General features: G+C 71.9%; 22 protein-coding genes and 1 pseudogene. 9 read left to right on the plus strand and 14 right to left on the minus strand.

What is annotated here, in order from left to right; translation table 11 throughout:
• Positions 1-32 precede the first annotated feature (32 nt).
• The 7 genes and pseudogenes from AB0D29_RS11820 to AB0D29_RS11850 form a co-directional block, all read right to left on the minus strand.
• Positions 33-605 carry an NAD(P)H-dependent oxidoreductase gene (locus tag AB0D29_RS11820; RefSeq protein ID WP_362853531.1) on the minus strand — a complete coding sequence of 191 codons (573 nt, stop codon included), beginning with the start codon at positions 603-605 and terminating at the stop codon, positions 33-35.
• 45 nt (positions 606-650) lie between these two features.
• Positions 651-2,237, minus strand: a complete 1,587-nt coding sequence (locus AB0D29_RS11825) for a serine/threonine-protein kinase (RefSeq protein WP_362853532.1) — start codon at positions 2,235-2,237, stop codon at positions 651-653.
• A gap of 171 nt (positions 2,238-2,408) precedes the next feature.
• Positions 2,409-4,394 (minus strand): calcium-binding protein, encoded by a 1,986-nt coding sequence (locus AB0D29_RS11830; protein WP_362853534.1) that lies wholly within the window; start codon positions 4,392-4,394, stop codon positions 2,409-2,411.
• Positions 4,395-4,589: 195 nt separating this feature from the next.
• Positions 4,590-5,158: pseudogene (locus AB0D29_RS11835) on the minus strand (hypothetical protein).
• A 16-nt stretch (positions 5,159-5,174) separates the two neighbouring features.
• Positions 5,175-7,937 (minus strand): sugar-binding domain-containing protein, encoded by a 2,763-nt coding sequence (locus AB0D29_RS11840; RefSeq protein WP_362853535.1) that lies wholly within the window; start codon positions 7,935-7,937, stop codon positions 5,175-5,177.
• A 187-nt stretch (positions 7,938-8,124) separates the two neighbouring features.
• Entirely contained in the window at positions 8,125-9,306 is a 1,182-nt protein-coding gene (locus tag AB0D29_RS11845; protein ID WP_362853537.1) for a GDSL-type esterase/lipase family protein, read from the minus strand.
• 80 nt (positions 9,307-9,386) lie between these two features.
• Positions 9,387-9,989, minus strand: coding sequence for a WHG domain-containing protein (locus AB0D29_RS11850; RefSeq protein WP_362853539.1), 603 nt, complete (start codon positions 9,987-9,989; stop codon positions 9,387-9,389).
• A gap of 132 nt (positions 9,990-10,121) precedes the next feature.
• Here AB0D29_RS11850 and AB0D29_RS11855 point away from each other — a divergent pair, with 132 nt between their 5' ends.
• The 5 genes from AB0D29_RS11855 to AB0D29_RS11875 all read left to right on the plus strand — a co-directional run bounded on the left by AB0D29_RS11855 (position 10,122) and on the right by AB0D29_RS11875 (position 14,715).
• Positions 10,122-10,964 carry a methyltransferase domain-containing protein gene (locus tag AB0D29_RS11855; RefSeq protein WP_362853540.1) on the plus strand — a complete coding sequence of 281 codons (843 nt, stop codon included), beginning with the start codon at positions 10,122-10,124 and terminating at the stop codon, positions 10,962-10,964.
• A 20-nt stretch (positions 10,965-10,984) separates the two neighbouring features.
• The gene (locus AB0D29_RS11860; protein WP_362853542.1) at positions 10,985-11,650 is read left to right on the plus strand and encodes a nucleoside/nucleotide kinase family protein; all 666 of its coding nucleotides are present in this window, start codon (positions 10,985-10,987) and stop codon (positions 11,648-11,650) included.
• 80 nt (positions 11,651-11,730) lie between these two features.
• Entirely contained in the window at positions 11,731-12,624 is an 894-nt protein-coding gene (locus AB0D29_RS11865; protein WP_362853622.1) for an arginase family protein, read from the plus strand.
• Between the two features lie 109 nt (positions 12,625-12,733).
• Positions 12,734-13,351, plus strand: coding sequence for an NAD(P)H-dependent oxidoreductase (locus AB0D29_RS11870; protein ID WP_362853544.1), 618 nt, complete (start codon positions 12,734-12,736; stop codon positions 13,349-13,351).
• A 137-nt stretch (positions 13,352-13,488) separates the two neighbouring features.
• Entirely contained in the window at positions 13,489-14,715 is a 1,227-nt protein-coding gene (locus AB0D29_RS11875) for a hypothetical protein (protein WP_362853545.1), read from the plus strand.
• A gap of 10 nt (positions 14,716-14,725) precedes the next feature.
• On the opposite strand, the gene AB0D29_RS11880 is transcribed toward AB0D29_RS11875, so the two are convergent.
• Positions 14,726-15,691 (minus strand): glycosyltransferase family 2 protein, encoded by a 966-nt coding sequence (locus AB0D29_RS11880; protein ID WP_362853547.1) that lies wholly within the window; start codon positions 15,689-15,691, stop codon positions 14,726-14,728.
• Between the two features lie 163 nt (positions 15,692-15,854).
• On the opposite strand from AB0D29_RS11880, the gene AB0D29_RS11885 reads away from it, so the two are divergent.
• The gene (locus AB0D29_RS11885) at positions 15,855-16,385 is read left to right on the plus strand and encodes a hypothetical protein (RefSeq protein ID WP_362853549.1); all 531 of its coding nucleotides are present in this window, start codon (positions 15,855-15,857) and stop codon (positions 16,383-16,385) included.
• Positions 16,386-16,436: 51 nt separating this feature from the next.
• On the opposite strand, the gene AB0D29_RS11890 is transcribed toward AB0D29_RS11885, so the two are convergent.
• From AB0D29_RS11890 to AB0D29_RS11900, 3 genes are all read right to left on the minus strand, one after another.
• Positions 16,437-18,035 (minus strand): FAD-dependent monooxygenase, encoded by a 1,599-nt coding sequence (locus tag AB0D29_RS11890; RefSeq protein WP_362853551.1) that lies wholly within the window; start codon positions 18,033-18,035, stop codon positions 16,437-16,439.
• Between the two features lie 113 nt (positions 18,036-18,148).
• Positions 18,149-18,487: a hypothetical protein gene (locus tag AB0D29_RS11895; protein WP_362853552.1), complete on the minus strand. Its 339-nt coding sequence runs from the start codon at positions 18,485-18,487 to the stop codon at positions 18,149-18,151.
• 182 nt (positions 18,488-18,669) lie between these two features.
• Positions 18,670-19,161, minus strand: coding sequence for a helix-turn-helix domain-containing protein (locus AB0D29_RS11900; RefSeq protein ID WP_362853553.1), 492 nt, complete (start codon positions 19,159-19,161; stop codon positions 18,670-18,672).
• Between AB0D29_RS11900 and AB0D29_RS11905 the strand changes: the two genes are divergently transcribed.
• Positions 19,141-19,551, plus strand: coding sequence for a DUF4440 domain-containing protein (locus AB0D29_RS11905; protein WP_362853555.1), 411 nt, complete (start codon positions 19,141-19,143; stop codon positions 19,549-19,551). The two genes, AB0D29_RS11900 and AB0D29_RS11905, sit on opposite strands and share 21 nt — an antisense overlap.
• 34 nt (positions 19,552-19,585) lie before the next feature.
• Here the strand turns inward: AB0D29_RS11905 and AB0D29_RS11910 are convergent, their stop codons facing one another.
• Complete coding sequence (locus AB0D29_RS11910; RefSeq protein WP_362853557.1) at positions 19,586-20,290, minus strand: intradiol ring-cleavage dioxygenase; 705 nt, start codon at positions 20,288-20,290, stop codon at positions 19,586-19,588.
• Between the two features lie 292 nt (positions 20,291-20,582).
• Here AB0D29_RS11910 and AB0D29_RS11915 point away from each other — a divergent pair, with 292 nt between their 5' ends.
• Both AB0D29_RS11915 and AB0D29_RS11920 read left to right on the plus strand, forming a co-directional pair.
• Positions 20,583-21,674 (plus strand): substrate-binding domain-containing protein, encoded by a 1,092-nt coding sequence (locus AB0D29_RS11915; protein WP_362853558.1) that lies wholly within the window; start codon positions 20,583-20,585, stop codon positions 21,672-21,674.
• A 115-nt stretch (positions 21,675-21,789) separates the two neighbouring features.
• Positions 21,790-23,004 carry a cytochrome P450 gene (locus AB0D29_RS11920; RefSeq protein ID WP_362853559.1) on the plus strand — a complete coding sequence of 405 codons (1,215 nt, stop codon included), beginning with the start codon at positions 21,790-21,792 and terminating at the stop codon, positions 23,002-23,004.
• A gap of 53 nt (positions 23,005-23,057) precedes the next feature.
• Here AB0D29_RS11920 and AB0D29_RS11925 read toward each other — a convergent pair whose 3' ends face one another.
• Positions 23,058-23,714 carry a class I SAM-dependent methyltransferase gene (locus tag AB0D29_RS11925; protein WP_362853560.1) on the minus strand — a complete coding sequence of 219 codons (657 nt, stop codon included), beginning with the start codon at positions 23,712-23,714 and terminating at the stop codon, positions 23,058-23,060.
• 36 nt (positions 23,715-23,750) lie between these two features.
• On the minus strand, positions 23,751-23,975 hold the full coding sequence (locus AB0D29_RS11930; RefSeq protein ID WP_362853562.1) for a helix-turn-helix transcriptional regulator: 225 nt from the start codon (positions 23,973-23,975) through the stop codon (positions 23,751-23,753).
• Positions 23,976-24,164: the final 189 nt, after the last annotated feature.

Raw genomic sequence — 24,164 nt, forward strand, 5'->3', positions numbered from 1 at the left:
GTGCGAACCTCAGGCGTCGTGGCGGACGGCCCTCACGAGGCCTCGCTCCACACCGTGTCGCGCTCACGCGCCGTCCGGAGGGCGCCGGCCCACCAGACCAGGTCGTCGAGCATCGTCACGGCCGCCTTCTCGGCCGACCCGGAGTCGTGGGGCCGGCCGGCCTCGTCGAACGGGAACTGGTGGAAGCTGACCGTCTCGCGGATGGTGGCCGCGGCCAGCTCGGCGAAGACCAGGCGCAGTTGCTCGACGGCGCGCAGGCCGCCCGAGAGCCCTCCGTAGGAGACGAAACCGACCGGCTTGCGCGCCCAGACGCGCCCGGCGATGTCGATCGCCTGCTTCAGCGAGGCCGGGAAGGAGTGGTTGTACTCGGGGGTGAGCAGCACGTAGGCGTCCGCCTCGGCGAGGCGCTGGACGAAGGCCCGGCCGCGCGGCGCGAGGTCACTGGTCCAGTGCGCCGGGAGGTCGGCGTCGACCAGGTCGATGACGGTGAGCTCGATGTCGGCGCGAGCGGTGGCGACGGCTTCGAACCAGCGGGCGACCGTCGGGCCGAACCGGCCTTCCCGGGTGCTGCCGACAATGAGTGCGATGCGCAGTGGAGTGGTCATGAGCACAGGTTTACGACCTCAAGTTCGCTTGAGGTCAACGCCGGTTCACTGACGGCGGGTCAGAGCCCCGGGTGCGCCGGCCGACTGTGCTCCCTCCGACTCCAGCGTCAGCCGGTCCTGCTCCGCCATGGTCAGCACGTAGAGGTTGCCCTTGGGGCAGTCGAAGGTGGCCGTCTGGTCGGTCGGATGGCTGGTCACGGCCTCGAAGACCGCGCTGTCCTGGCGGATCTGGCGCAGTTGGAGGGCTTCCGTGCACCCGAGGTTGCGTCCCGTCGCGAGCTCCTTGAGGTCGCTGACCTGCCGGCCCACGAGCTCGCCCACGGCTCCGGCGTGCAGCGTGACCGTGACGGAGAACTCGCCGGCCCGCGCCCGGGTGATGCCGTCCGCCTCCGGGGTTCCGGGGCCGACGCCGGACCACGTACCGACCCACGACGCCGGCAGCGAGGGACCGGAGGGCGACGACGCGGCAGAGGCGGACGCTGTGGGCGATGTGGTTCGGGGCGCGGCCTTGTCGCCGTCACCGCCCCGGGGAAACAGGACCGTCAGCGCGACGACCCCGGCGAGGACGGCGGCGCCGGCAGCCGCGGTGATCACGCGGGGCCTACGGGACGCCCACCCGTCGGCGCGCCCGGTGGGAGCGGCGGACGGCAGCGGAGTGCCCGGAGCCGTCGCGGGCGGCTGGGGCGGCGGGGCGAGCGGCGAAGGGCCCGTACCGCCAGGGGCGTAGGCGGGCGGCTGCGGCGCGCTGAGGAGCCGGCGGAGTGCGGCTTCCCGGCGGCCGGCCTCCGCCACCAGGGCCGCGGGCACCGCCCCGCTCCAGCCGTCCTGTTCCTCCTCGGAGGCACCGAGCCGCTCCCGCAGCTCCTCGGCGGTCGGTCGCAGGTCCGGGTCCTTGGCCAGGCACTCCCGCACGAGCGGAAGAAGTACGTCCGGTACGCCGTCGAGCTGGGGCTCGTCGTGCACGATCCGGTACAGGAGGGCCGGCAGCTCCAACTCCTCGCCACCGGCCACGAACGGGCCGCGCCCGGTGGCCGCGTACACGAGGACGGCGGCGAGGGAGAACACGTCGGCCGGCGCCGAGGCCACGGATCCGGTCGCCTGCTCCGGCGCGAGGAAGCCGGGCGTGCCGATGACGGCACCCGTCTGCGTGTAGCGGGGGTCGCGGACCGCGCGGGCGATGCCGAAGTCGATGAGGAAGGGCCGCTCCCGGCCCAGCAGCACGTTCGCGGGCTTGATGTCACGGTGGACCACGCCCGCCGCCCGTACGGAGACGAGCGCGGCCGCCAGCTCCCGGGCCAGGGACCGCACGGCCGGTGCCGGCAGCGGGCCGTACCGGTGCACCCAGTCGCCCAGCGAAGGCGCGGCGACGTACTCCGTGGCCAGCCACTGCGGGGACGCGCCCGGCCGGCTGAAGTCCACCACCGAGACCGTCCACGCGCTGCGCACGCGGTCGTTGGTGCGTATCTCCCGGTCGAACCGTTCGGCGAAGTCCGGTTGCAGGCTCAGGTCCCGGTGCACGGTCTTCAGGGCCAGCGGCCGCCCGGAGGCGGTGCGGGCCAGGAACACCTCGCCCATCCCGCCCGCGCCGAGCCGCGCCAGCAGGCGGTACCCCCCCGATCTCCGGCGGGTCACCGGGCAGCAAAGACTCCACCAACTCCACCCGCTCCCATGACCATTGCCGACCCGCCCCTGCGGACCACCCGCTGGGTCACCCTAAAGGACGAGCCCCTTCGGAGCCCGCCCGGGCCGGACGAGAACCGGACGAGATCCGAAGGGGGGCAGGCAAGATCCGAAAGAGGGGGCCTAGGGGCAGCTCAGGCGGCTGTCGCCCGGGTCGGTCGTGCAGGTGTCGGTGCCGAGGCCGCCGTTGGCGGTGTCGTTCCCGGAGACGGAGTCGACCGTGTTGAGCCGGTCGTCGCCGTAGGAGCCGGTCAGTGTGTCGTTCCCGGGACCGCCGGTCAGCGTGTCGTTTCCGAAGCTGCCGTCGGCGTTGTCGTTTCCGGGGCCGCCGAGCACGGTGTCGTTGCCGTAACCGGCCCTGATGACGTCGTTGCCGCTGAGGGCGCAGATCACGTCGTTGCCGAAGCCGCCGACCAGGTTGTCGGGGCCGCTGGTGCCGACGATCGTGCAGCCGCGCGCGTTGTTGACCGTACTGGCCGCCCTCGCGGTGTTGTCGGCGGGCACCGGGTCGGTCTGCGCGGCGCCGGCCGTGGCCGTGTCGGACAGGGTGCCCGTGGCCCGGGGTTCGGCGACCACCTGCACCGTGGCCCTGGCCCCCGGGGCGAGGGAGCCCAGAGCGCAGTTGGCGCCGGTGGCGGTCGTGGTGCAGGTGCCCTGGCCGGGCGTGGCGGACAGCAGGGAGCCCGGTCCGGTGAGCGTGTCGGCCAGCGTGACCGCGGTGGCCGTCGTCGTGGTGCTCGTATTGGTCACCGTCACGGTGTAGGTGGCCTGGTCGCCGAGGCTGACGACGGCGGGTCCGGTCTTGGTGACGGACAGGTTCACTCCGGGCGGGGGCGGCGGGGTGGCGGCGACCTGGTAGCGGACCAGGCCGCGGTCGTCGCCGGTGTTGCCGGCGGCGACGATCTTGCCGTCCGACTGCAGGGCCACCGCGCTGGCGGTGTCGAAGAAGCCGAAGTAGACGTCGGTGGTCACCTTGCCGCCGGTCCCGAAGCCGCTGTCCAGAGTGCCGTTGACGTTGTAGCGGGCCACCGCGAAATCGCTCCGGCTGATGCCCGCGGCGACGATCTTCCCGTCGGGTTGCAGCGCGAGGTCGGAGCTTCCGTCCAGGGTGCCGGTCCCGAAATCGGTCGTGACCTTGCCGTCGCCGTCGAAACCGCCGTCGAGCGTGCCGTCGGGGAGGTAGCGGGCCAGCGCGAAGTCGAACGCGCTGGATCCCGCCGCGACGATCTTCCCGTCGGACTGCACCTGCACCCCGCCGGCCACGTCGGCCTCGGCAAAGGCGGTGGTCACCCTGCCGTCGCCGTCGAAGGAGGTGTCGAGGCTGCCGTCGAAGTGGTAACGGGCCAGTGCGAAGTCGGAGGCGTTCGCGGGGTAGTTGTACCCGGCGCGGCCGGCGATGACGATCCTGCCGTCGGCTTGCGTCGTCACGTCGAAGGCGGTCGCGGCGCCCCCCGCGAAGGCGGTGGTCGCCTTGCCGTCGCCGTCGAAGGAGGTGTCGAGGCTGCCGTCCGCGTGGTAGCGGGCGAGCGCGACCTCGGCGCCGCTCATGCCGACGGCGAGAATGCCGCCGTCCGCCTGCACCGTCACCGCGAAGGCCTCCTGCGGGCCCCCGGTGCCGAAGTCGGTGAGGACGATGCCGTCGCCGTCGAAGCCGGTGTCGAGGCTGCCGTCGATCCGGTAGCGGACCACGGTGAACAGCCCGGCGCTGTCGGGCGCCGCGCTGCTGCCCACCACGACGATCTTGCCGTCCGGCTGCACCGCCACTCCGTTGGCCACGTCGTCACCGTCACCGCGCAGGTCGCTCAGGACCAGACCGTCGCCGCTGAAGGAGGTGTCGAGGCTGCCGTCCGTCATGTAGCGGGCCACCGCGAAGTCGGCCGCGCCGCCTTGCGGAGGAGTGTTGAGGCCGACGGTGACGATCTTGCCGTCGGCCTGCACGACCATGTCACGGCTCTCGTCGTAACCGGCGAAGTCGGTGACGACCCGCCCGTCACCGTCGAAGGTGGGATCGAGGTCGCCGGGCGCGGCCAGGGCGGCCCCCGGCAGGGTCAGGACGAGGGCCAGGCCGGTGGCGGCCGCGACCCCGGCGCGACCCAGCGTTCTTCTCACACCGGAAGGGAATGCGGACATATCGATCTGAGTCCCTCCTGCCCGCTCGCCGCCGCGCCGCGGGCCGCTGCCCCCTGTGACAGGCCACAGCCTGTTGGCAGCGGCACGGCCCCGCGCGTACGGCTGGCCGTGCTGCGCCCACTGGACGCCCCGATCCACCCGCACGAGTGAGGGCCGCGACCCGACGGCGTCGGCTCAGCCGGTCAACCCACCCGGGTCCCCCGAGTCGGCCGGCGCCGGACGGACGGTCAGACGGGTGAACCACTCCGTCGCGAGGATGCGCCCGCGCGCATCGGCGGGGAGACGGGAGAGGATGCCGGGCAGCGACCGGTGGCGTTCCACCTCGCTCCGGTGCGCGGCGATCGCGGCCCACTTCCGGTCCAGCCACGGACGTACGTCGACCGTCGCGGTCACCCGCTCGTCCGGAACGCTGCGCACCGTCTTACCGACACCGGCCAGCAACCCGCCCAGCTCACCGACGCCCGAGTGCGGATGGGTGGCCAGACAGAGGGCCCCGGGCTGCCAGGGTTCCCCGGCCTCGGGGTAGAGGTGTTCGAGGCCGGCGGCGTGCACGGCCAGCAGGGCGACCCGGTGGGTGTGGACGTGGTCGGGGTGCCCGGTCAGCTGGCCGTATTCGTCGTGGGTGACCACGATGTCGGGCCGGAACGCGCGTCCGAGGTGGCGTGCCGGGCGAGGACGCCGCCCGCGAGCAGGGATTCGTCGTCGGGGTGGGCGAAGACCCCCAACAGGCTCGGCAAGGACACGGTCCATCCAGACGGGTCAGAGGTCGCCGGCGCCGATTTCAGTCGTCGGTGTGTTCCAGCCGGAGACGCGCAGCCGCGGCGCGGAGCCGCGCAGGTCCGCGGTTCGGTAGGTCGCGGTGAGTGTCGCGGACTCGCCCGGCCAGAGGCTGACCTGGTTGTCGCTCCACCGTACCGGCAGCACCGGATTGCCGTCCGCGCCCACGAGGTGGACGTCGGTGAGCAGGGCCGGGGTGGTGCCCGCGCCCGTGCGGCGTACGGTCACCGTCGTCGTGGACGTCCCCGTACCGTCCTCCGTCGTCGAGGCGGCCGCGGTGACCGCCGCCTGCGGCATCGAGTTCAGCCCCCGCAGGTCGGCGTAGGAAGTGGTCGGCGTGTAGTACCAGTCGGTGTTGTCGTAGTCGAGGACGTCCACCCGGGTGGAGAGCCAGTAGACGTTCCGGCTCACCTCGCGTCCGGCGCCGTCGGTCAGCAGCAGCCGCGCCAGGTACGTCGTGGCCAGGCCCGGGACCGACGCCGGATCCGGGACCGTGAGCGCGGTGCGGCTCGCGCCGTCGCCCGCGACGCTCAGGCCGGTCACCGTCCGGTCGTACCGCTGCGCGCCGTCCGGGTTGAAGAGCGTCACCCGCGCCGTCAGGTCGGAGGCCGTGGACGTCCGGTTGTTGACGACCGACACCGAGCGGTTGTCGTACCCGTACTGGACGTGCAGCGGCTCGTTCGCCTTCTTCGCACCGAAATAGGCGCCGCCCTGGTCGAGGAAGCGGTCCACCAACTGCCAGTGCAGGGAGGTCCAGCCGCTGTTGAACATCCAGTAGATGACCCCGGTCGACGGTTCGGAGGCGTCCTTGGCGTTGCGCCCGTAGGCCTCGAACTGTGCGCGCACGTTCTCGTACTGGGCGAGCTGCGCCTTGCGCACGTAGTCGGTGAGGCCGGTCGGGGCGCCGTAGCGGCCGGCCAGCGCGGCGTCGTACAGCCCCAGGGTGGCGAAGGTACGCGAGGGGGAGCGGTGGTACTGGGCGGTGGACGGGCTCTTCCAGAGGGTCTCCAGCTCGGCCGGCGACATCATGCGGCGCAGCGTGTCGAGCGTCGGTACGTCCGGGCCGGCGCTGGTCTCGGAGTTGAAGCCGGTGGCGCCGCCCTCCCGCTTCCCGTACCAGTAGCCGGGCGGCACCCAGTCGTACGGTCCCGTCATCTTCATGCCGGAGCGCCCGGTGATCGGAGCGGAGGCGTTGGAGGCCGCCGGGACCACGGGGGCCGTCCAGTCGGCGGCCCGCAGCGCGTCGACGTAACCCCGCTCGATCTCCTCGTTCGGCGCGAAGTCACTGCCGATCAGGAAGGAGATCACGCTGGGGTGATGGCGGAGCCGGGCAGCCTCGGCAGCCATGGAGGCCCGGGCGACGGGGTAGTCGGGATCGTCCCATTCCTCCCCGGCCTCGGTGCCGTTGACCTCGCCCTCCCACTTGCTGCAGCACTCCCAGCCGGGCAGCGTCAGGATCCCGTACCGGTCGGCGAGGTCGAAGAACTCGTCGGGCTCGATGTGCCCTTCCAGGCGAAGGGTGTTCAGGCCCAGATCGAGGGCGTACTTCAGCCGGTCCTCGACGTAGGTGCGGTCCCAGCGCAGGAACTCGTCGGGGGACCAGCCGGCCCCCTTGATCAGCAGCGGGCGGCCGTTTACCCGGTACTGCCGGTCCCCGTCCGCGTTCAAGGGGGCCTGCACGTCGCGGATGCCGAAGGACTGGCGCGCGGTGTCCGAGGGCGCGCCGTTCACGGTCGCCGTCAGGTCGAGGTCGTACAGGGGCTGCTCGCCCATCGCGGCGGGCCACCACACGCGGGGCGCGCCGAGGCGGAGCGCGGGGTGGTCGGCGGGGGAGAAGACCAGGGTCCGCGTCTCGTGCGGGGCCAGAGTGACGGTCCGGCTGACGGCGGCCGGGCCCGCCGTGCCGGACACCGTGGTGGTGACGGATGCGGCCGAGTCGTTGCGCACCTGAGCCTTCACGGTCAGGTCGGCGGTAGCCATCGACGGCATGGCCAGGGCCGTCACCACGTGTGCGTCGCGCAGGGCGACCGGCCCGCCGCGGCGTACCGTGACGTCGCGGACGATGCCCATGTTCTCGTCGGGTGGCGGCTGGAGCCAGTCGAGCCAGCTCATGGTGAGCCGCTTGCGCGGATCGTTGGGCTGGATCCGGAAGGCGACCGTATTGGTGCCCTCCTTGATCAGGTCGGTCACGTCGAACTCGTGCCGGGTGTACGCGCCGGCGACGTCCGCCGCGGAGGCGATCCGGTGGCCGTTGACGTACACGTCGGCGGCGGAGATGACCCCGCTGAAGTCCAGATGGGTGCGGGCCGTCGTGTCGGTGACGGTGAAATCGGACCGGTACCACCAGGGCACGTCGAAGTCCGCGGCCGGAATCCGTTGCTGCTGCGTGGAGTAGAAGGGGTCGGGGTACACGCCTGCGGCGAGCAGCGCAGCGAGGACGGTTGAGCGTGGGCCGGCCGGATACCAACCCGTCGCCGGGTATCCGGGGCTGGAGACGGTGGCCGCCGAGTCGGTGACCTCCGCCGTCGACCGGACGGCGTACCCGGCCAGGGCCGTTGTGCTGCCGGGGGCGGACGCGACGGCGGTGACCGCGGAGGCCGCCGGGACCTGCCGTCCCGCCCCCGGCCCGGCCCCCGGCGCGGACGCCGAGCCCGGAGTGGGAGCCGGCTGCGGAGCCGCCGTGGACGGGCCGGCGGCGAGGGCGAGGGCCAGGCCGAGCGCGGCGAGGCCGAGGCGGTGGAACACGGGGCCTCCCGCGGGCCGGGGGAGAGGGACCTGGTGGGACTTCCCCTGGGGTATACCGGCATTCGCCTCGGCGGACGGGGACGCCACGCCAGATGTGGTCCGACTGCGCCGTCGCCGTCGCCGTCGCCGTCGCCGTCGCCGTCGCCGTCGCCGTTGCCGCCCGCGCCCTCGCCGCGGCCCGGCCCGCTCACCCGCCGGTGGCGAAGGGCCCACCGGACTCGAAGGCCAGTGCGGCGAAGCGCTCGCCCATGCGACGGTGCGCCGCGGCGTCCGGGTGGAGCTGGTCGGGCAGCGGCAGCTCGGCGAAGTCCGCCTCGCCGTAGAGGGCACGGCCGTCCAGGTAGTGCAGGTGGGGGTCCTCGGCCGCGCGCTGCCGCACGATCCGGGCGAGTTCGTCCCGGATGACGCCCAGGGTCAGCTTTCCGGCCGCCCGTTCCGCGGGGTCGCCCGTGGCCCGGAAGCTGAGCCGGCCTGCCTTCAGCTCCTCGAAGTCCGGGGCGCTGGGGCCGGGCGTGTCCTCGTGGATGGGGCAGAGGATGGGCGAGACGACCAGGAGCGGAACGGTGGGGTGGCCTTCGCGGACGGTGTCGAGGAAGCCGTGCACCGCCGGGCCGAAGGCGCGCAGCCGCATCACGTCGGTGTTGACGAGGTTGATGCCCATCTTGATGCTGATCAGGTCGGCGGGGGCATCGCGCAACGCCCGGGCGGTGAACGGGTCGAGCAGCGCGCTGCCGCCCAGACCCAGGTTGGTCAGTTCCACACCGCCGAGGAACCCGGCCACGGCCGGCCAGGTCGCGCTGGGGCTCGCGGCGTCGGAGCCGTGGCTGATCGAGCTGCCGTGGTGGACCCACCGCGCACGGCCCCGGTCCGGCACGGGTTCGACGGGGGCATCGGTGCGCAGGGCCACCAGCTCGGTCGTCTCGTTGTACGGCAGCCAGATCTCCACGTCCTTGACGCGGTCGGGAAGACCGGCGAACCGGACGGTGCCGACCGGGCCGCTCCGGGTCTCCGCGGAGCCGGTGGCCATGTCCACCGTCAGCAGGTTGCCGCCGGTCACGCAGGCCTGCCCGGCCGCCTGTCCGTCGACGAGGAGGTCGTAGACGCCGTCGGGGCGGGGCGGGGCGCCCACGTAGGCACGCTTGGTGCGCAGCGCGTCCAGTTCGATGACGGTGGCGCGGGTGCTCAGGACCACGCGTACGCCGGAGGGCTGGGCCTCGGCCATGGCCAGTTGACCGTCGGTGCTCTGGGCGCGGGCCCGGGCGGGCAGCCGGTGCGGCAGCACGCCGTGCGCGGTCTGCTCCAGGTCGAGGGCGCCGCGCAGGAGGTCGGAGGTGATGGGGGTGGTGATCCAGTCGGGTGCGGTACTCACGGTTCCAGCCTGTTGATCCGAGTGGTCTGAGTGGTCTGAGTGGTCTGAGTGGTCCGAGAGGACTGGGCGGTCTACGTGGCCTACGTCGTCCGGGTGGTCGGACCCGGTGCGCCGGCGGGCGCGGGCCAGTTCCGCAGCAGGGCGTCGAGGGCGTCGAGGACCCGTGACCAGGATTCCTGGGCGTCGGGGGCGCTGTGGCTGAAGCTCCCGCCCAGCTCCAGGCTGACGTAGCCGTGGAAGACGCTGCCCAGGAGCCGGACCGCGTGGGTCTGGTCGGGTTCCGCCAGGTCGTAGCCGCGCAGGATCGCCCGGGTCATCTGTGCGTGCCTGACGCCCGCGCTGGCGGCCGCGTCCTGCGGGCTGAGCCTCAGCTGGGCCGCGGCGTAGCGGCCGGGGTGCTCCTTGGCGTAGTCGCGGTAGACGTTCGCGAACGCGGTCAGGGCGTCCTTGCCCGCCCGGCCCGCGAGCGCCGCGGCCACCCGGTCGGCGAGTTCCTCCAGGGCGAGGAGGGCGATCCGGGTCTTGAGGTCCTGGGAGTTCTTCACGTGCGAGTACAGGCTCGCCACCTTGACGTCGAAGTGCCGGGCGAGCGCCGAGACGGTCACCTGGTCGAAGCCGACCTCGTCGGCGAGCTCCGCCCCCGCCCGGGTGAGTCGTTCCGTGGTCAGTCCTACGCGCGCCATGGCCATCCTCCCGTTCGCCTATGTCTATTATTAAATTACCTAAAGCTTTTAGGCAAACCCCGCCTGGTGCGTGCGCGCGTGGCGTCCCTGCCCGGGCGAGCCGCTCCGGGCCGATCGAGGGACAATCGGCCCATGACCGGCCAAGAGCTGTCATCGGACCACACCGACTCCCCGGGCGAGGGGCGCTACGGCGAGCGGGTCTTCCGCCCCGACGAGGGCGGCGAGGGCGACCGGATCGACCTCGGAGCCCTCACCTACGACGCGACGACCCTGGCCCGACTGAAGCTGCTGGGCGCGGGCCCGGGCTGGAACTGCCTGGACGTGGGCGCCGGAACCGGCACGGTGGCGCGCCTCCTGCTGGAGGAAGCGGGCGTCGAGACGGTCCTCGCCGTGGACCGCGACGTACGGTTCCTCGCGGCGCACCCGGTGCCCGGACTGACGGTGCTGCAGGGGGACGTCACCTCCGACGACTTCGCCCCGGGCCCGTTCCACCTGGTCCACGCCCGGTTCGTCCTCATGCACCTGCCGTCCCCGCAGCACATGGTCGCCAAGCTGAGCGGGCTGCTCGCCCCCGGCGGCGTACTGGTCATCAGCGATGCGGTCGACCTGACCACCGGCTCGGCGCCCGTCACCCCGTACACCCGCGCGATGCGGGCGATGTGGGAGGGGCTGCGCGACAGCATCGGCACCGACGTGGCACGGGTGCCCGGCCATCCCGAGCTGCTGCGCGAGGCCGGGCTGGAGTCCGTGGCGGCCGAGATCCACGTACCGCCGCTCCTGCCGGGCAGCGCGATCAGCAGATTCTGGGCGGAGACCTGGGAGCGGGCACGGGAGGCCATGGTCGCCACCGGCATCGTCGACGACGGACAGCTCGACGAAGCCGTGCGCTACCTGGATTCCCCGCGGTGCACCGGCCTCTCACCGGGCATGCTCACCGCCTGGGGGTGGAAGGGCGCGGCGCCCACGGCCGCGTGATCCTCGGGCAGGATGTGCGGATGCAGGTGCAGACGACCAGGGAGCTGGTACTGAGGGCGGCCGGGCTGGCCGGGTCGGCCGGGCCGGCGGCGGGAGGGGCCGGGCCGGCGGTACGGGGCGGCCGACGGATCCTCGGCATCGCCGGGCCACCAGGGGCCGGGAAATCGACGCTGGCCGCACGGCTCGCCGAAGCGCTCGGGCCGGAGACGGCCGTGGTGGTCCCGATGGACGGGTTCCACCTCGCCCAGGCCGAGCTGGCCCGGGTGGGTCTGGCCGACCGCAAGGGCGCTCCGGACACCTTCGACGTGGCGGGGTACGTCTCGCTGCTGCGCCGCCTGCGCGCGTCCGACGGGGCCACGGTGTACGCACCCGCCTTCGACCGCTCCCTGGAGGAGCCGATCGCGGGCAGCATCCCCGTGCCCCCGGCCGTACCGCTGGTGATCACCGAGGGGAACTACCTGCTGCACGACGCGGGGGAGTGGGCGTCGGTACGACCGCTGCTGGACGAGGTCTGGTACCTCGCCCCGGACGAGGAGCTGCGCGTCCGGCGCCTGGTCGACCGGCACGTGCGTCACGGCAAGGAGCCGGCATACGCACGCGAGTGGGTGACCCGCTCGGACGAGGTGAACGCCCGCCTCGTCGCCCCGGGCCGACACCGCGCCGACCTCGTCCTCGACACCGGCTGAGGGCGACGCCGACGCCGAAACCCATCCGGCCCGGCACGGCAGGGCGCACCCCCGTACGGGATCCTGGTTCCGTGCGCGCAATGGCGATCATCGAGGCACCGTCCGTACTCGGGCTGCGCCCGTCCGGCGTCCAGGACCTGCCCGCGGCTCTGCTCGCAGCCGGTCTCGCGGACCACCCCGGCACGGTGCACGCCGGCCGCGTCGAGCCACCGGCGTACGACCCGCGACGGGACCCCGACACGCAGGTCCTCAACCCCGCCGGCATCGCCCGGTACTCCGTCCGGCTGGCCGACGCCGTCGGCGCCGTCCTCGACGACGGCCGCTTTCCCGTGGTCCTCGGCGGCGACTGCACCATCCTGCTCGGCAACCTCCTGGCCCTGCGCCGCCGAGGCCGCTACGGCCTGCTGTTCCTCGACGGCCACACCGACTTCTACCAGCCCTCGGCGGAGCCGACCGGCGAGGCGGCCTCGATGGAACTCGCCCTCGCCACCGGCCGCGGCCCCCGGCTGCTCACCGACCTCGAAGGCCTCGGGCCCCTGCTGCGCGACGAGGACGTCGTCGCCTTCGGATTCCGTGACTCCGCCGAGTCCCGCGAGGCCGGCATGCAACCGCTGCCGCCCCGACTCCATGCGGTCGACCTCGACGCCGTGCGCGCGGCCGGCGCCGCCACCGCCGCGCGTGCCGCCATCAGCCGCCTCGCCCACGACGAGAGCGCCGGCTACTGGGTCCACCTCGACGTCGACGTCCTCGACGACGCGGTCATGCCCGCCGTCGACTACCGCATCCCCGGCGGGCTGACCTGGTCGGAGCTGGAGAGCGTGCTGCGCACGGCACTGGCCGACGAACGGGCCGCCGGCCTCGACGTCACGATCTTCAACCCCGGCCTCGACCCGGACGGGACCATCGCGGCCCGGCTCACCGCTTGCCTGCGCCGAGGACTGTCGGCGCGGACCGGGACCGGTCACACGGCGTGAGCCGGTTTCGCCTCGTACGCCTGTCGGAATAGCCCTGCAGGTCGGGGGCGTTGGAGGCGATGATCGCAGCCGTTCCCCCGTACTCGGGGGTCGAAGAACCGGAGCAGAGATGCAGACCGAGACGCCCCGTGGCGCAGACCGCTCGTTCCTCTTCGTCCTCGGCAGCTCCCGCGCGGACGGCAACACCGAGATGCTCGCGCGGGCAGCGGCCGAACAACTGCCCGCTGAAGTACCGCGCCGCTGGGTGGACCTGGCCAAGCTGCCACTGCCCGATTTCGAGGACGGGCGGCACGAAAGCGAGTTCCGGACCGTCGACGAGAACGAGGAACTGCTGCTCCAGGCCACCCTGGAGGCCACGGACATCGTCATCGCCTCGCCCCTGTACTGGTACTCGCTCTCCGCGCAGACCAAGCGCTACCTCGACTACTGGTCGGGCTGGCTGACGGCACCCGGCTCGGACTTCAAGCAGCGGATGGCGGGCCGGACCCTGTGGGGCGTGACGGTCATGGCCGATCGCGACGAGGTGGTCGCCGACGGCCTGGTGGCGAGCCTCAACAACTCGGCGGCCTACATGCGGATGCGGTTCGGCGGGGTGCTGTTCGGCAACGGCTCGCGCCCCGGTCAGGTGAAGAACGACGAACGCGCGATGGTCCGCGCCAAGACGTTCTTCCACGGCGAGACCCCGCTCGCCCGCTTCCCGTTCGAGGAGGAGCCCGCGGGCCGGTAGCAGCACTGCGCTCGGCCGGAGGGGTACTTCCGGGTGCGGCTCCGCGAGGCGTTCGCCAAACTGATCGTGCGGCACGGCACCGTACGGCCTGGACGACGGACGGACCGCGGAGCTGGAGATGATCGGCACGGTGCCTGATGCCTGACCCGGCAGTGGTGGAACCCGTCCGGCCGGTGCGCCGCGACCGGCGCCATGGCCTGCTGCCGCCTGTCGTGGCATGGCTGATCGCGAACCTCGTCACCTGGACGGTCGCGAAGGCATCGGTCGCCGGCGACGGATCCAAGGTGGCGTATTGGTCCACGGGCGGCCGCATCCGCTGGGATTCCGCCCACTACCTGTCCATCGCCAAGACCGGCTACGAAATGTTCTGGTGCCGGGACCGGTACCCGAACTTCCGCGACGTCATGTGCGGAAACGTCGCCTGGTTTCCCGGGTATCCCATGTCGGTCCGGGCGGTTTCCGCCACCGGGCTTTCCCATGAGCTGTCCGCCGTGGTCGTCACCGAAGCGTCCCTGTTCGGCATGTTCGCGGTCCTGTGGTGGTTGCTCGGCGCCCGGCTCACCTGGGCCACGGGCCTCACCCTGGCCATCGGTACGGTATTTCCGGGCGCCATCTACCTCCATGCCGTGTTCCCCCTCGCCACCGGAACACTGGCGCTGCTCGTCTGCGTCGCCGGAGTGAAGCGCGGTTCCTGGACGATCGCCGCCGCCGGCGGTTTCGTGGCGGCCTCCTGCTATCCCGTGGGCGCTGTCGCCGTCGGCATGCTGCTGTTGAGCGCGTTCTTCGCGTGGCGGAGGGACGCGTGGCCGATCCGGTTCGCGAAGGCCGGGTTGTCGGCAGTCCTCGCCGGCTGCGGCGTGCTCTGGTCCAAATGGCTGATGTGGCAGGCGACGGGGCACTGGGACGCGTACGAGATCCTCCAGGAATCCAGTTACGGGCAAGGAGGCCTGCACCAGCCCTTCGCCGCGATGGCGGACGCGTACGCTTTCCCGTTCAGCGACTGGTACACGCCCAAGGGACATCTGCCGTGGCTGGTGGAGCACAGCCTCGCCGCGCACAGGACCCAGCTCTGGCTGAACCTCGTCTTCGTGCTCCTCGTGCTGGCGACGGCCGCCGCCCTCCTCATCCGCAACCGTGCACTTGAGGTCGAGGAATGGGCCGCCCTGACCTTGACGGTGGCCGTCTTCCTGGTGCCGTTCCTGGCGGGCGCGGAAATGTCGTGGTACCGAAATCACGCGCAGATGTTCGTCGGGCTCATCCTGGTCAGGCGCATGTCCCTGTTCGTCCAGGTGCCGCTGCTGGTGCTCTGCTCGGTCCAGTACGCCCTCCTGGGCGCGATGTTCTTCTCCGGGGTGCTGGTGTAGGCGAGCGGCCCTACCGCTGTTCCTCGTCCGTGTCGCGGGCGACGTAATAGGTGGGCCGGGCCTGGACGGCCGTGTAGATGCGGGCCACGTACTCGCCGAGCATGCCCACGCAGAACAGCTGAACGGCGCCGAAGAACAGGATCGTGATGATCAGGGAGGTCCAGCCGGGCAGGGTGCTTCCCGTGGCGTGGACGACGAGGGTCCACGTGAGGAATCCGAGGCAGACGACGAGGCTGAAGGCGCCGAGCGCCGTGGCCAGGCGCAGGGGGGCCGCCGAGAAGCTGGTGATGCTGTCCAGGGCCAAGAGGACCATTTTGTGCAGGGGGTATTTGGTGGTGCCCGCCACCCGCTCCGCGCGCTGGTAGGTGACCTGACCGCTGGGGAATCCGAGCCAGGGGATGAGCAGGCGGTAGATCTGCTGCTGCTCGGGGAGGGTTCTGAGGGTCTCCACCACGGGGCGGGTCAGCAGGCGGAAGTCGCCGGCCTGGGCAGGGACGTGGGAGCCGGCCAGACGGCGCATGAGCCAGTAGTAGGCGGCGGCGGTCCGGCGCTTGAAGCCGGTGTCGGTGGAGCGGTCCATCCGGACGCCGTAGACGACGTCCAGACCGTCCGCCCGGGCCAGGGCGAGCATGTCGGGAATGACTTCCGGAGGGTCCTGGAGGTCCGCGTCCATGCTGATCACGTACGCGCCCCGGGCGCGGTGCAGTCCGGCCGTGAGGGCCGCCTGGTGGCCGCTGTTGCGCCGCAGGGCCACGATGCGCAGCTGGGGCCAGGCGTTGCGCAGGTCTTCCAGCAGATGGGGGGTCTTGTCGGTCGAGCCGTCGTCGACGGCGAGGACCTCGTACGGTTCGTCGCACCCGTCCAGGACCGGCCGGAGCCGCGCCACCAGAACGGGCAGGGCCTCCTCCTCGTTGAAGATGGGGACCACGATCGACAGAGAGACCGGTCCCCTGTGTGGGTCATGCACAGCACTCATGATGCGTGAACCGCCTGGCGGCGGCACGTTGAGGCGCCCGAGTGCCGCGGGCCGCTCCGCCTCCGGTGTGGGCTCGGACGAGGCATCCGGTGTCCGCTGTTAGGGTGACGTGTGCCCGTCAAGGCGGGCCTTTTTGGTCACTGATATTTCAACGGGGTTGAACGTGAAGCTTCGCCATGTCCGCGCGATCGCCGTCTTCGGCATCGCGATCGTCGCACTCACCGGAGCCCGTGGCTCCCACGGCGCCAGCTGCGGCGGCAGCAGCCACGGCTCCAGCTCCAGCAGCTCCAGCGGGGGCAGCACCACCAGTGGTGGCAACGGCAGCGACAGCAGCAGCACCAGCGGCAGCAGCACTTCCGGCGGCACGTCCGTCACCGGCGGTTCCAGCAGCAAGAACAAGGCCGAACGCGACATCAGGATCGACAGCTGCAAGCTGGACGACTCGGGCAAGAACCTGGTCGCCCGGCTCACCGTCACCAACAGCGGTTCGGTGGACTACACCTACAACATCACCATGAAGTTCAGCGGGGACGCCACCTCGACCGCGACCTCGGCCCAGGCCAGGGTGAGCGCACTCACCGTCAAGGCGGGTGCGTCCGCACAGACCGAGGCCAAGACCCCGTACACCGGGAAGGGCGACGGCAGCGAGTACAAGAAGTGCTCCGTCGACAGCGCGACCAAGAGCGCCCTCTGACGCAGCACCCGGCCCCGTCGGTGAACCACCGACGGGGCCTCCTCGTACGGTCTACGGGGGCGCCGTCGAGCCGGTGACGGCCGCGAGGGCGCGGACGAGGGCCGATTCGTTCGGCGGACGGCCGGGCCAGCGGGCACTGATGTGGCCGTCGGGTCGGACGAGCAGTGCTCCGTCCGGGGACAGGCCGCAGAGCTCTGCGTGCTCCGCCGCAAGGGTCTCGACGCGCAGCGGCCACGGAGCGGCGGTCTGCCGCTCCCAGCGGGCGGGGTCCGGGGTGAGCAGGGTGAACCACTCGCCGAAGGCGTCGAGCGTCGAGCGGTCGGGCGCGAGCCAGAGGTGGGGCATGCGGTGGCCCGGTTCCGCGGTGGGGACGTAGTCCGTGCCCACGTCGGACGGCTCGGAGGGCTCGGATGCTTCGGGCGGTGGGGGACTGCCGTCGACGAGGACGGCCGCGGAGCGGTAGGTGACGCCGAGCACGAGGCCGAGTTGGGCGAAGTACCCTTCCGACCACGGCAGTTCGACGTGCGCCGGGGCGGCTTCGCCGGAGTCGAGCTGCTCTTGGCGCAGGCTCTGTGCCTGGAACATGAGGCGGGTGCTGGCCACTGCCTGACGGAGGGTCAGGTGTGCGACGGGTTGTCGTTCCGTCGCGTACGTCTCCAACAGGCTTGGTCCGGCCCAGCCGTGGAGCACGCCCGCCAGTTTCCAGCACAGGTTGTGCACGTCGGAGAGGCCGGTGTTCATGCCCAGGCCGCCGGTGATGGGCATCGCGTGCGCGGCGTCGCCCGCCAGCAGGATCCGGCCGTGGTGGAAGCGTTCCGCGACGAACGCGTTCATCACCCAGTGCTGGACCCGCACCACGTCGGGCCGCACGCCGGGGCCGGAACCGGAGCCCAGGGCGCGCGAGACGAGGTCGGGCCAGTCGGCGCGATCCGGGTCCTCCGGCGTGGGGGCCAGCCAGGCCCAGCCCCCTTCCGGGTAGAGCGGGAGGAAGGAACCGTGGGCGGTGAAGTAGACCCCGGCGGGCTGGTCGGCGCACCAGGTGGTGAGCTCGGCATCGAACACGACGGTGGTGACGGCCGCCATCGCTCCCGGTCCGGTGGTGTCGATCCCGAGCCGTTGCCGGACGGTGGAGTTCGCGCCGTCGGCGGCGAGTACGTAGCGGGCGCGGACGCGCATCCCTCCACCGCTTCGGCGGTCGACGAGTTGGGCGACGACGCCCTCGGGTTCTTCGGCCAGATCGACGAGCTCGACCCCGAACCGCACCGGTGTGTCCGCCGCGCCGAGCAGGGTGGGTTCCAACCGGTCCTGCGAGGTCGCCACGCCGATCACGGGGCTTTCGGGGATCGGCGCGTTGACCCCGATCATCGCCGCAGTGGCGAAGTCGGCGTCGTACAGCGTGTCGCGGAAGCGGATGCGGCCGAATTCCCGTGGGAACGCGTTGGCCGTGATCTCGGCAGCGATGCCCAGCTGCCGGAAGATCTCCATCGAGCGCGCGTTGACCAGCCGGGAGCGGGGGAAGGGCGACAGCGCGGAGTGTTTCTCGACCAGCATGGTCCGCACGCCCCAGCGTCGGAGCAGCGCGCGGGCCGTGAGCCCGACCGGCCCACCGCCGACGATCAGTACGTCCACCTCGGTGTCTGCCGCGGGCATGCCACGATCCTCCTGCTGACCTCGGGTCTCCACCTTAGCCGGGGGATCCGCCGGGAACCCCGAGCGACGCGGCGCACTACGCGGAACCAGCCCGGGGCCAGGCCGAGTCCCGGTCAGGCGCGCCACCAGAAGCCGGGCACGGTTGCCATCGCCACCATCAGAAGGGCACCGGCGCCGGCCATGACGGCCGCGGGCACCGGCCTGCGGCGCGGGTCCGCGAAGGCGGCCAGCCACATGAGGGGCACCGACAGGGAGAAGACACCCAGCCCGCCCAGGGCTCCCGCGTACGACCACATCATGAGGACGAGCCCCCCGATGGCCGAGGTCCGTACGAACGCCACCCGGCGGTGGCGGAGGAACAGCGGCCACGCCACCAGCAGGCCCGTGACGGAGAGGAACACGGGGTAGCCGAGGCCCTCCATGCGGGCGCCGGCCATGAACGCGGGCGGCACGGGGGCGAGCAGGGCGCACACGGCGAGCCCGAACTGCCACGGGTGAACCCAGTGGCGCGCACCTTCGCGCGCACCTCCGCGAGCGGCTCCGCCGGCAGTGGTTCTGCCGCTCGACGCAATGGCTCTCACAACGTCCCCCTCGTAGCGTCATGGCTGGAACACACCGGTTGAACGCGTTCAGGCTACTGGGCGGCGGCCCCTCCCGAACCCCGACCCGCCCCGGCGCGCTCCGTCTCCGTATTTGCCCCGGCCCGCGCCAGCTCCACCCCGGTCCGGTACAGCTCGACCAGCAGGGGCCGCAGGGCCGCACCGGCCGCGGTGAGCCCGTAGCGCGTGCGTACGGGGAAGCCCGGCAGCCGCTCCCGGACCGCGAGACCCCGCCCCTCCAGGGTCCGTAGCCGCTCGGTGAGGACCTTCGGGCTGATCTCGGGCAGCCGGGCCGAAAGCGCCCCGAACGACAGCGGCCCGCCCATCAGTTCCCGCAGCACGAGCGTGGTCCAGCGCCCGGACACGGCTGCGAGCGCCAGCTCCACCGGGCAGTCCGGCTCCGGCCGTCGGGTACGCCCGCCGGCGTCCGGAACCAGCTCGGGGTCCCACCCGTCGGCGTGGCTTTCCCTTTGGTGACCCATTTCGGCGTCGGCTTGGCTGTGGTCATGAACCTCGAACGCGATCATGCGCCCACTGTCGTCCTGACCACCGACCCCCGGCAACATCCGGCCGTGTTCGCCGCGGCCTTCAACACCGGCGAACCGGCGGCCGTGGCCCAGGTGTACGAGCCGGACGCCGTCTTCGTCCCACGGCCCGGAGTCCCGCTGACGGGCACCGAGCTCGCCTCGGCCACGGCCGAGTTCCTCGCGCTGGGCCTGCCGATCGAGGTCAGCCCGCGTCACACGTACACGGCGGGTGACCTCGCGCTGCTCATCGTCGACTGGCGCATCGAGGGCACGGGACCGGACGGCGCGGCCGTCCGGCTGGCCGGGACCGCCACGGACGTCGCACGGCGCGGCCCGGACGGTCTGTGGCGCTACGTCATCGACAACCCGTTCGGCGCCCCGCCCGCCTGAGCGGCGGGGGCGCGCCCCCGGCGGTCGCCCCGGTTCAGGCGATTCCCACCGTGTACGCGGCGCGGTAGCCGTCGCCGTCGGGCGATACGGCCAGCGTCATGGCGGCGCCGGCGGCCCTGTACCGGCTGTCCCGCTGGTTGGGGTGCTCCGGTGCGGGGCGGCGTGCGTAGGGCTGGCGCGCGTACACCTTCAGCAGGAGGTCCTCGGGGAAGAAGAGCTGGGAGGTGGTCTCGGTCCGGCTGTCGGGGTGCACCTTGAAGTGGATGTGGGGTGCCAGCCCCGCGTACCAGCCGGGCACGATCGTCCGGAACGCGCACCGGCCGGCGTCGTCGGTGACCTGCGTGCCGCGCAGGAAGGTGGACTTGCCGGTGGAGTAGGCGCCCGAGGGGTCGGCGTGCCAGACGTCCACGGTGGCGGCGGCGAGCGGCCGACAGCCCGCCGACGCCCGGACCACCGTGAGGTCCAGCCGGAACGGCACTCCGCCCATGCCTTCGGTGATGTCCGAACGCACCCGGTCCAGGTCCAGGTAGTACGGGCCCGCGCCCGCCTCGACCGCGAGGACACAGGACGGGGTGGCGCTGCCGGTCGGCGGCCGAGGCGCCGACGCCGACGGCTGCCCTGCCGCACCCCGTGTCCCGGCGGGACCGGCGCAGGCCGCCGCCAGCGCGGCGGCCCCGGCCGTACCGGCGGCTCGTAGAACAGCACGACGGCTGGTCCGGTTGGTGTCGTTCTCGGCCATGCGCCCACCGTGCCGGACGGCAGCTTTCACGGTCGGTACCGACACACCGGAGGCCGCCGCTGCCGGGTTTCGTCGGGCCAGCCTGGACTGGACCATTCGTTCAGAAGTTGACGTAACGTCAGGAAGTGAGTGTGCGAGTAGGGGATAAAACACCGGCATGGGTGATTTGCGGCGAGATCAAGACAACGTTGCCAGGTCGTTAACACTTCACTTCTTGACGGCAGTGGAGCGGCCACGTTGACTGCCCCCACCTCGGCCGTACGGACACGGCCCCGTCAGGGAGGTTCACTTCGTGAACGTGTATGTGGGTCGTGCCGCCGTTGGACTGGCCGTTTCGGCCCTCACCCTCACGCTCGCCGCTTGCGGTGGTGCGGACGACGGGGCCGGCGGGAGCGAGGGCGCGGTCAAGGTCGGACTCCTGCTGCCCGAGAACGAGACCGCGCGCTACGAGAAGTTCGACAAGCCCTTGATCGAGAAGAAGGTCGCCCTCATGACCCTCGGCAAGGGCAAGGTGGTCTACGCCAACGCCATGGGGGACGCGGCGAAGCAGAACGCCCAGGTCGACACCATGATCGGCGACAAGGTCGATGTCCTGATCATCGACGCGGTGGACTCCAAGACGATCGCCGGGGCGGTGACCAAGGCCAAGGCCGCGGGTATCGCGGTCGTCGCCTACGACCGCCTGGCCGAGGGCCCGATCGACGCGTACACCTCCTTCGACAACGAGGACGTCGGTCGCGTGCAGGGCAAGGCGCTGCTGGAGGCCCTGGGTGACAAGGCCAGGAACGGGAAGATCGTCATGATGAACGGCGCGGTCACCGACCCGAACGCCGCTCAGTTCAGAGCCGGTGCCCGTTCCGTCCTCGAGGGCAAGGTCAACGTCGGCAAGGAGTACGACACCGTCGAGTGGAAGCCGGAGAACGCCAACAGCAACATGGCGGCCGCGATCTCCGCCCTCGGCAAGGACAAGATCACCGCCGTGTACTCCGCCAACGACGGCATGGCGGGCGGCATCATCGCCGCCCTCAAGGCCGCGGGCGTCAACCCGCTGCCCCCGGTCACCGGCCAGGACGCCGAACTCGCCGGCGTGCAGCGCATCGTGGCCGGCGAGCAGTACATGAGCGTCTACAAGCCGTACGCCCGCGAGGCCGAGGCCGCCGCGGAGCTCGCCGTCACCCTCGCCGAAGGCGAGAAGATCGACGGGATCATCAACCAGGTGGTCAGCAGTCCGACCACCAAGCGCGTGCCGTCGGTGCTCATCCCCGGCACCTCCGTGACCAGGAACAACATCGGCAGCACCGTGGTCCTCGACGGTGTCTTCACCGTCGAGGAGATCTGCACCGACAAGCTCAAGGCCACGTGCGAGGAGATCGGCCTGAAGTGACGCGGTCCTCCCGTACGGCGGGCAGCGCCGGGCGTGGCCGGAAACCGACATTAGGGGAGAGTTAGGCGTATATCATCGCGCTCCACAGAGAAGGCGACGTACTTCTGGAGGCATGATGAGCGAGCGGCCGGTCCTTCTGCCCTATGCCGACCCGGCCTTCGTCGCGGACCCCTTCCCGCTGTACCGGCAACTGCGCGAGGACGGCCCCGTCCGGCGCGTCGTCATCGCCGGAGGTCTGGAGGCCTGGCTCGTCACCCGCTACGAAGACGGACTCGCGGCCCTCTCCGAACCCCGCCTCAGCAGCGACGTGCGCGACGCCTCGGACACCCGCCTCCTGCAGCAGCTGCCCGAAACGGAACGCGAGTCGATGCTGAGCAACATGCTCCGCAGCGACCCGCCCGACCACACGCGCCTGCGCCGCCTGGTCTCCAAGGCGTTCACCGCCCGCAGGGTGGCCGGGATGCGGCCCCGGATCCAGGCCATCGCCGACGAGTTGCTGGACGCGGTCGTCCCGCACGGCCGCGCCGACCTCATCGCGGACTTCGCGCTGCCGCTTCCGGTCACGGTGATCAGCGAACTGCTCGGAGTCCCGGTGGACGACCGTCACGACTTCCAGGGCTGGACCGACCGCATGATCAGGCGGGGCGCGGAGCCGCCGGACCCCGCCGTGGTGAACGAGGCGTGGCAGCACATGCGCGCGTACGTCACCGAACTGATCCGCGCCAAACGGGCAGCCCCGGGCGACGACCTGCTCAGCGGCCTCATCACCGCCCGCGACGCGGAACAGCAGCTGAGCGAGGACGAGCTCATCGCCATGGTGTTCCTGCTGCTGGTCGCCGGCTACATCACCACGGTCAACCTGATCGGCGGCGGCATCGCCATGCTGCTCGCCCACCCCGACCAGCTCGACCTGCTGCGCTCCGACGCCGAGCTGCTGCCGGGCGCGATCGAGGAGTTCCTCCGCTACGACGGACCCGTCAGCCCGGGCATCGCCCGCTTCGCGCGCGAGGACGTCGAGATCGCGGGCGCGTCCATCCCGCGCGGCGCGACCGTACTGATCGCCTCGGCCATCGCCGACCGCGACCCGGCCCGGTTCCCCGCCCCCGACCACCTGGACATCACCCGACAGGACAACCCCCACCTCGCCTTCGGGCACGGCATCCACTACTGCCTGGGCGCGCCGCTGGCCCGCCTGGAGGGCCAGATCGCCATCGGCACCGCCCTGCGCCGACTCCCCGGGCTCGCCGTGGCCCCGGACGAGATCCGCTGGCGCCCCGGCGGCCTCCGCGGCCCCCAAACCCTCCCGGTGACCTTCACCCCCGGCGGCTAGCCGGGCGTCGCCGTGCCGACCACGGGCGACCGGATGCCCGCCTCCTCGGCGGCTCACACGTCGGCGATCAGGGCGTACCGTTCGTCGGCCACCGGACCGCCCCACAGGTCGGGCTTGCTGCTGAGTGGTTCGATGCGCACGGCGGCAGTGAGCGGGCGGACGGCCGCGGCGAGGTCTTCGGCGGTGATTCCGCCGTTCCACGGGAGTGATTCGGCGCCGGCGACGTACGGGGCGTCCTGCCCGCCCGCCTCGCGCCAACGCCCCTCGACCAGCACCAGCCGGCCTCCCGGTCGAAGGCGGGTGACCCACGCGCGCAAGGCCGCTTCCGGATCGGGCAGCGTCCACACCAGATGGCGGGACAGCACGACGTCGAACCACTGTTTCCCGGTCGGCGGCAGCATGGCGTCACCGACCACGAAACGGCCCGCGAGCCCGGCGGCCTGGAACTTCGCGCGTGCCTGCTCCAGCATGCGCGGCGCCAGGTCGACACCCGTCGGCCGGTGCCCGGCCCCGGCCAGCAGCAGGGACATAGACCCGGTGCCGCAGCCGATGTCGAGGACGTCGGCCGGTTCTGTCGGCAGGAGCGTGTGCAGGAGCTGGATCCACGCGTTGCGCGTGCTCTCGGCCCTCAGTCCGTGGTCGGGCTCGTCGTCGAAGGTCGCTGCGGCGGCATCCCAGTAGGCGGTGATCAAGGCGGCACGGTCAGTCATGGACCGATGGTCCCAGTCCCCACTGACACCGGGGTGTCAGAGTCCGAGGGCGATGGCCATGCGGGTCATTTCGGCGGTGCTGTTGATGTTGAGCTTGGCGCGGATGCGGCGGAGGTAGGCGTCGACGGTGTGCTTGGAGAGGCCCATGTGGCGGGCGGTCTGGAGGTAGGTGCGTCCGGCGGCGATGTGGCGGAGGGCTTCTTGTTCGCGGGGGGCGAGGAGGGTGGCTTCGGCGGTCGGGGCGGTGAGGGTGAGGCTCATGGGATTTCCTCCGACGTTTCGTTTCGTCTCGGTCATCTCTGCTCACGACCTCGGAAGCAGGGGACGCTTTCCGTAATGCGGTGTTTGTCCCTGATAAAGAGATTGGCCGTGTGACTTCATCGCCGTGTCCGCCGACTGTCACAGGCGTGTGACAGCGCCCGCTGCGATCGGCAGCCCGGTCGTCCCTCC

The sequence above is a fragment of the Streptomyces sp. NPDC048424 genome (genome assembly GCF_040651555.1).
Classification (GTDB): Bacteria; Actinomycetota; Actinomycetes; order Streptomycetales; family Streptomycetaceae; genus Streptomyces.

Excerpts from the sequence above, each read along its gene's own strand:
- AB0D29_RS11820 (WP_362853531.1), bottom strand. The coding sequence starts at position 605 with ATGACCACTCCACTGCGCATCGCACTCATTGTCGGCAGCACCCGGGAA.
- AB0D29_RS11850 (WP_362853539.1), bottom strand. The coding sequence starts at position 9,989 with ATGGCGCGCGTAGGACTGACCACGGAACGACTCACCCGGGCGGGGGCG.
- AB0D29_RS11855 (WP_362853540.1), top strand. The coding sequence starts at position 10,122 with ATGACCGGCCAAGAGCTGTCATCGGACCACACCGACTCCCCGGGCGAG.
- AB0D29_RS11860 (WP_362853542.1), top strand. The coding sequence starts at position 10,985 with ATGCAGGTGCAGACGACCAGGGAGCTGGTACTGAGGGCGGCCGGGCTG.
- AB0D29_RS11865 (WP_362853622.1), top strand. The coding sequence starts at position 11,731 with ATGGCGATCATCGAGGCACCGTCCGTACTCGGGCTGCGCCCGTCCGGC.
- AB0D29_RS11870 (WP_362853544.1), top strand. The coding sequence starts at position 12,734 with ATGCAGACCGAGACGCCCCGTGGCGCAGACCGCTCGTTCCTCTTCGTC.
- AB0D29_RS11875 (WP_362853545.1), top strand. The coding sequence starts at position 13,489 with ATGCCTGACCCGGCAGTGGTGGAACCCGTCCGGCCGGTGCGCCGCGAC.
- AB0D29_RS11880 (WP_362853547.1), bottom strand. The coding sequence starts at position 15,691 with ATGAGTGCTGTGCATGACCCACACAGGGGACCGGTCTCTCTGTCGATC.
- AB0D29_RS11890 (WP_362853551.1), bottom strand. The coding sequence starts at position 18,035 with ATGCCCGCGGCAGACACCGAGGTGGACGTACTGATCGTCGGCGGTGGG.
- AB0D29_RS11905 (WP_362853555.1), top strand. The coding sequence starts at position 19,141 with ATGAACCTCGAACGCGATCATGCGCCCACTGTCGTCCTGACCACCGAC.
- AB0D29_RS11900 (WP_362853553.1), bottom strand. The coding sequence starts at position 19,161 with ATGATCGCGTTCGAGGTTCATGACCACAGCCAAGCCGACGCCGAAATG.
- AB0D29_RS11910 (WP_362853557.1), bottom strand. The coding sequence starts at position 20,290 with ATGGCCGAGAACGACACCAACCGGACCAGCCGTCGTGCTGTTCTACGA.
- AB0D29_RS11920 (WP_362853559.1), top strand. The coding sequence starts at position 21,790 with ATGAGCGAGCGGCCGGTCCTTCTGCCCTATGCCGACCCGGCCTTCGTC.
- AB0D29_RS11925 (WP_362853560.1), bottom strand. The coding sequence starts at position 23,714 with ATGACTGACCGTGCCGCCTTGATCACCGCCTACTGGGATGCCGCCGCA.
- AB0D29_RS11930 (WP_362853562.1), bottom strand. The coding sequence starts at position 23,975 with ATGAGCCTCACCCTCACCGCCCCGACCGCCGAAGCCACCCTCCTCGCC.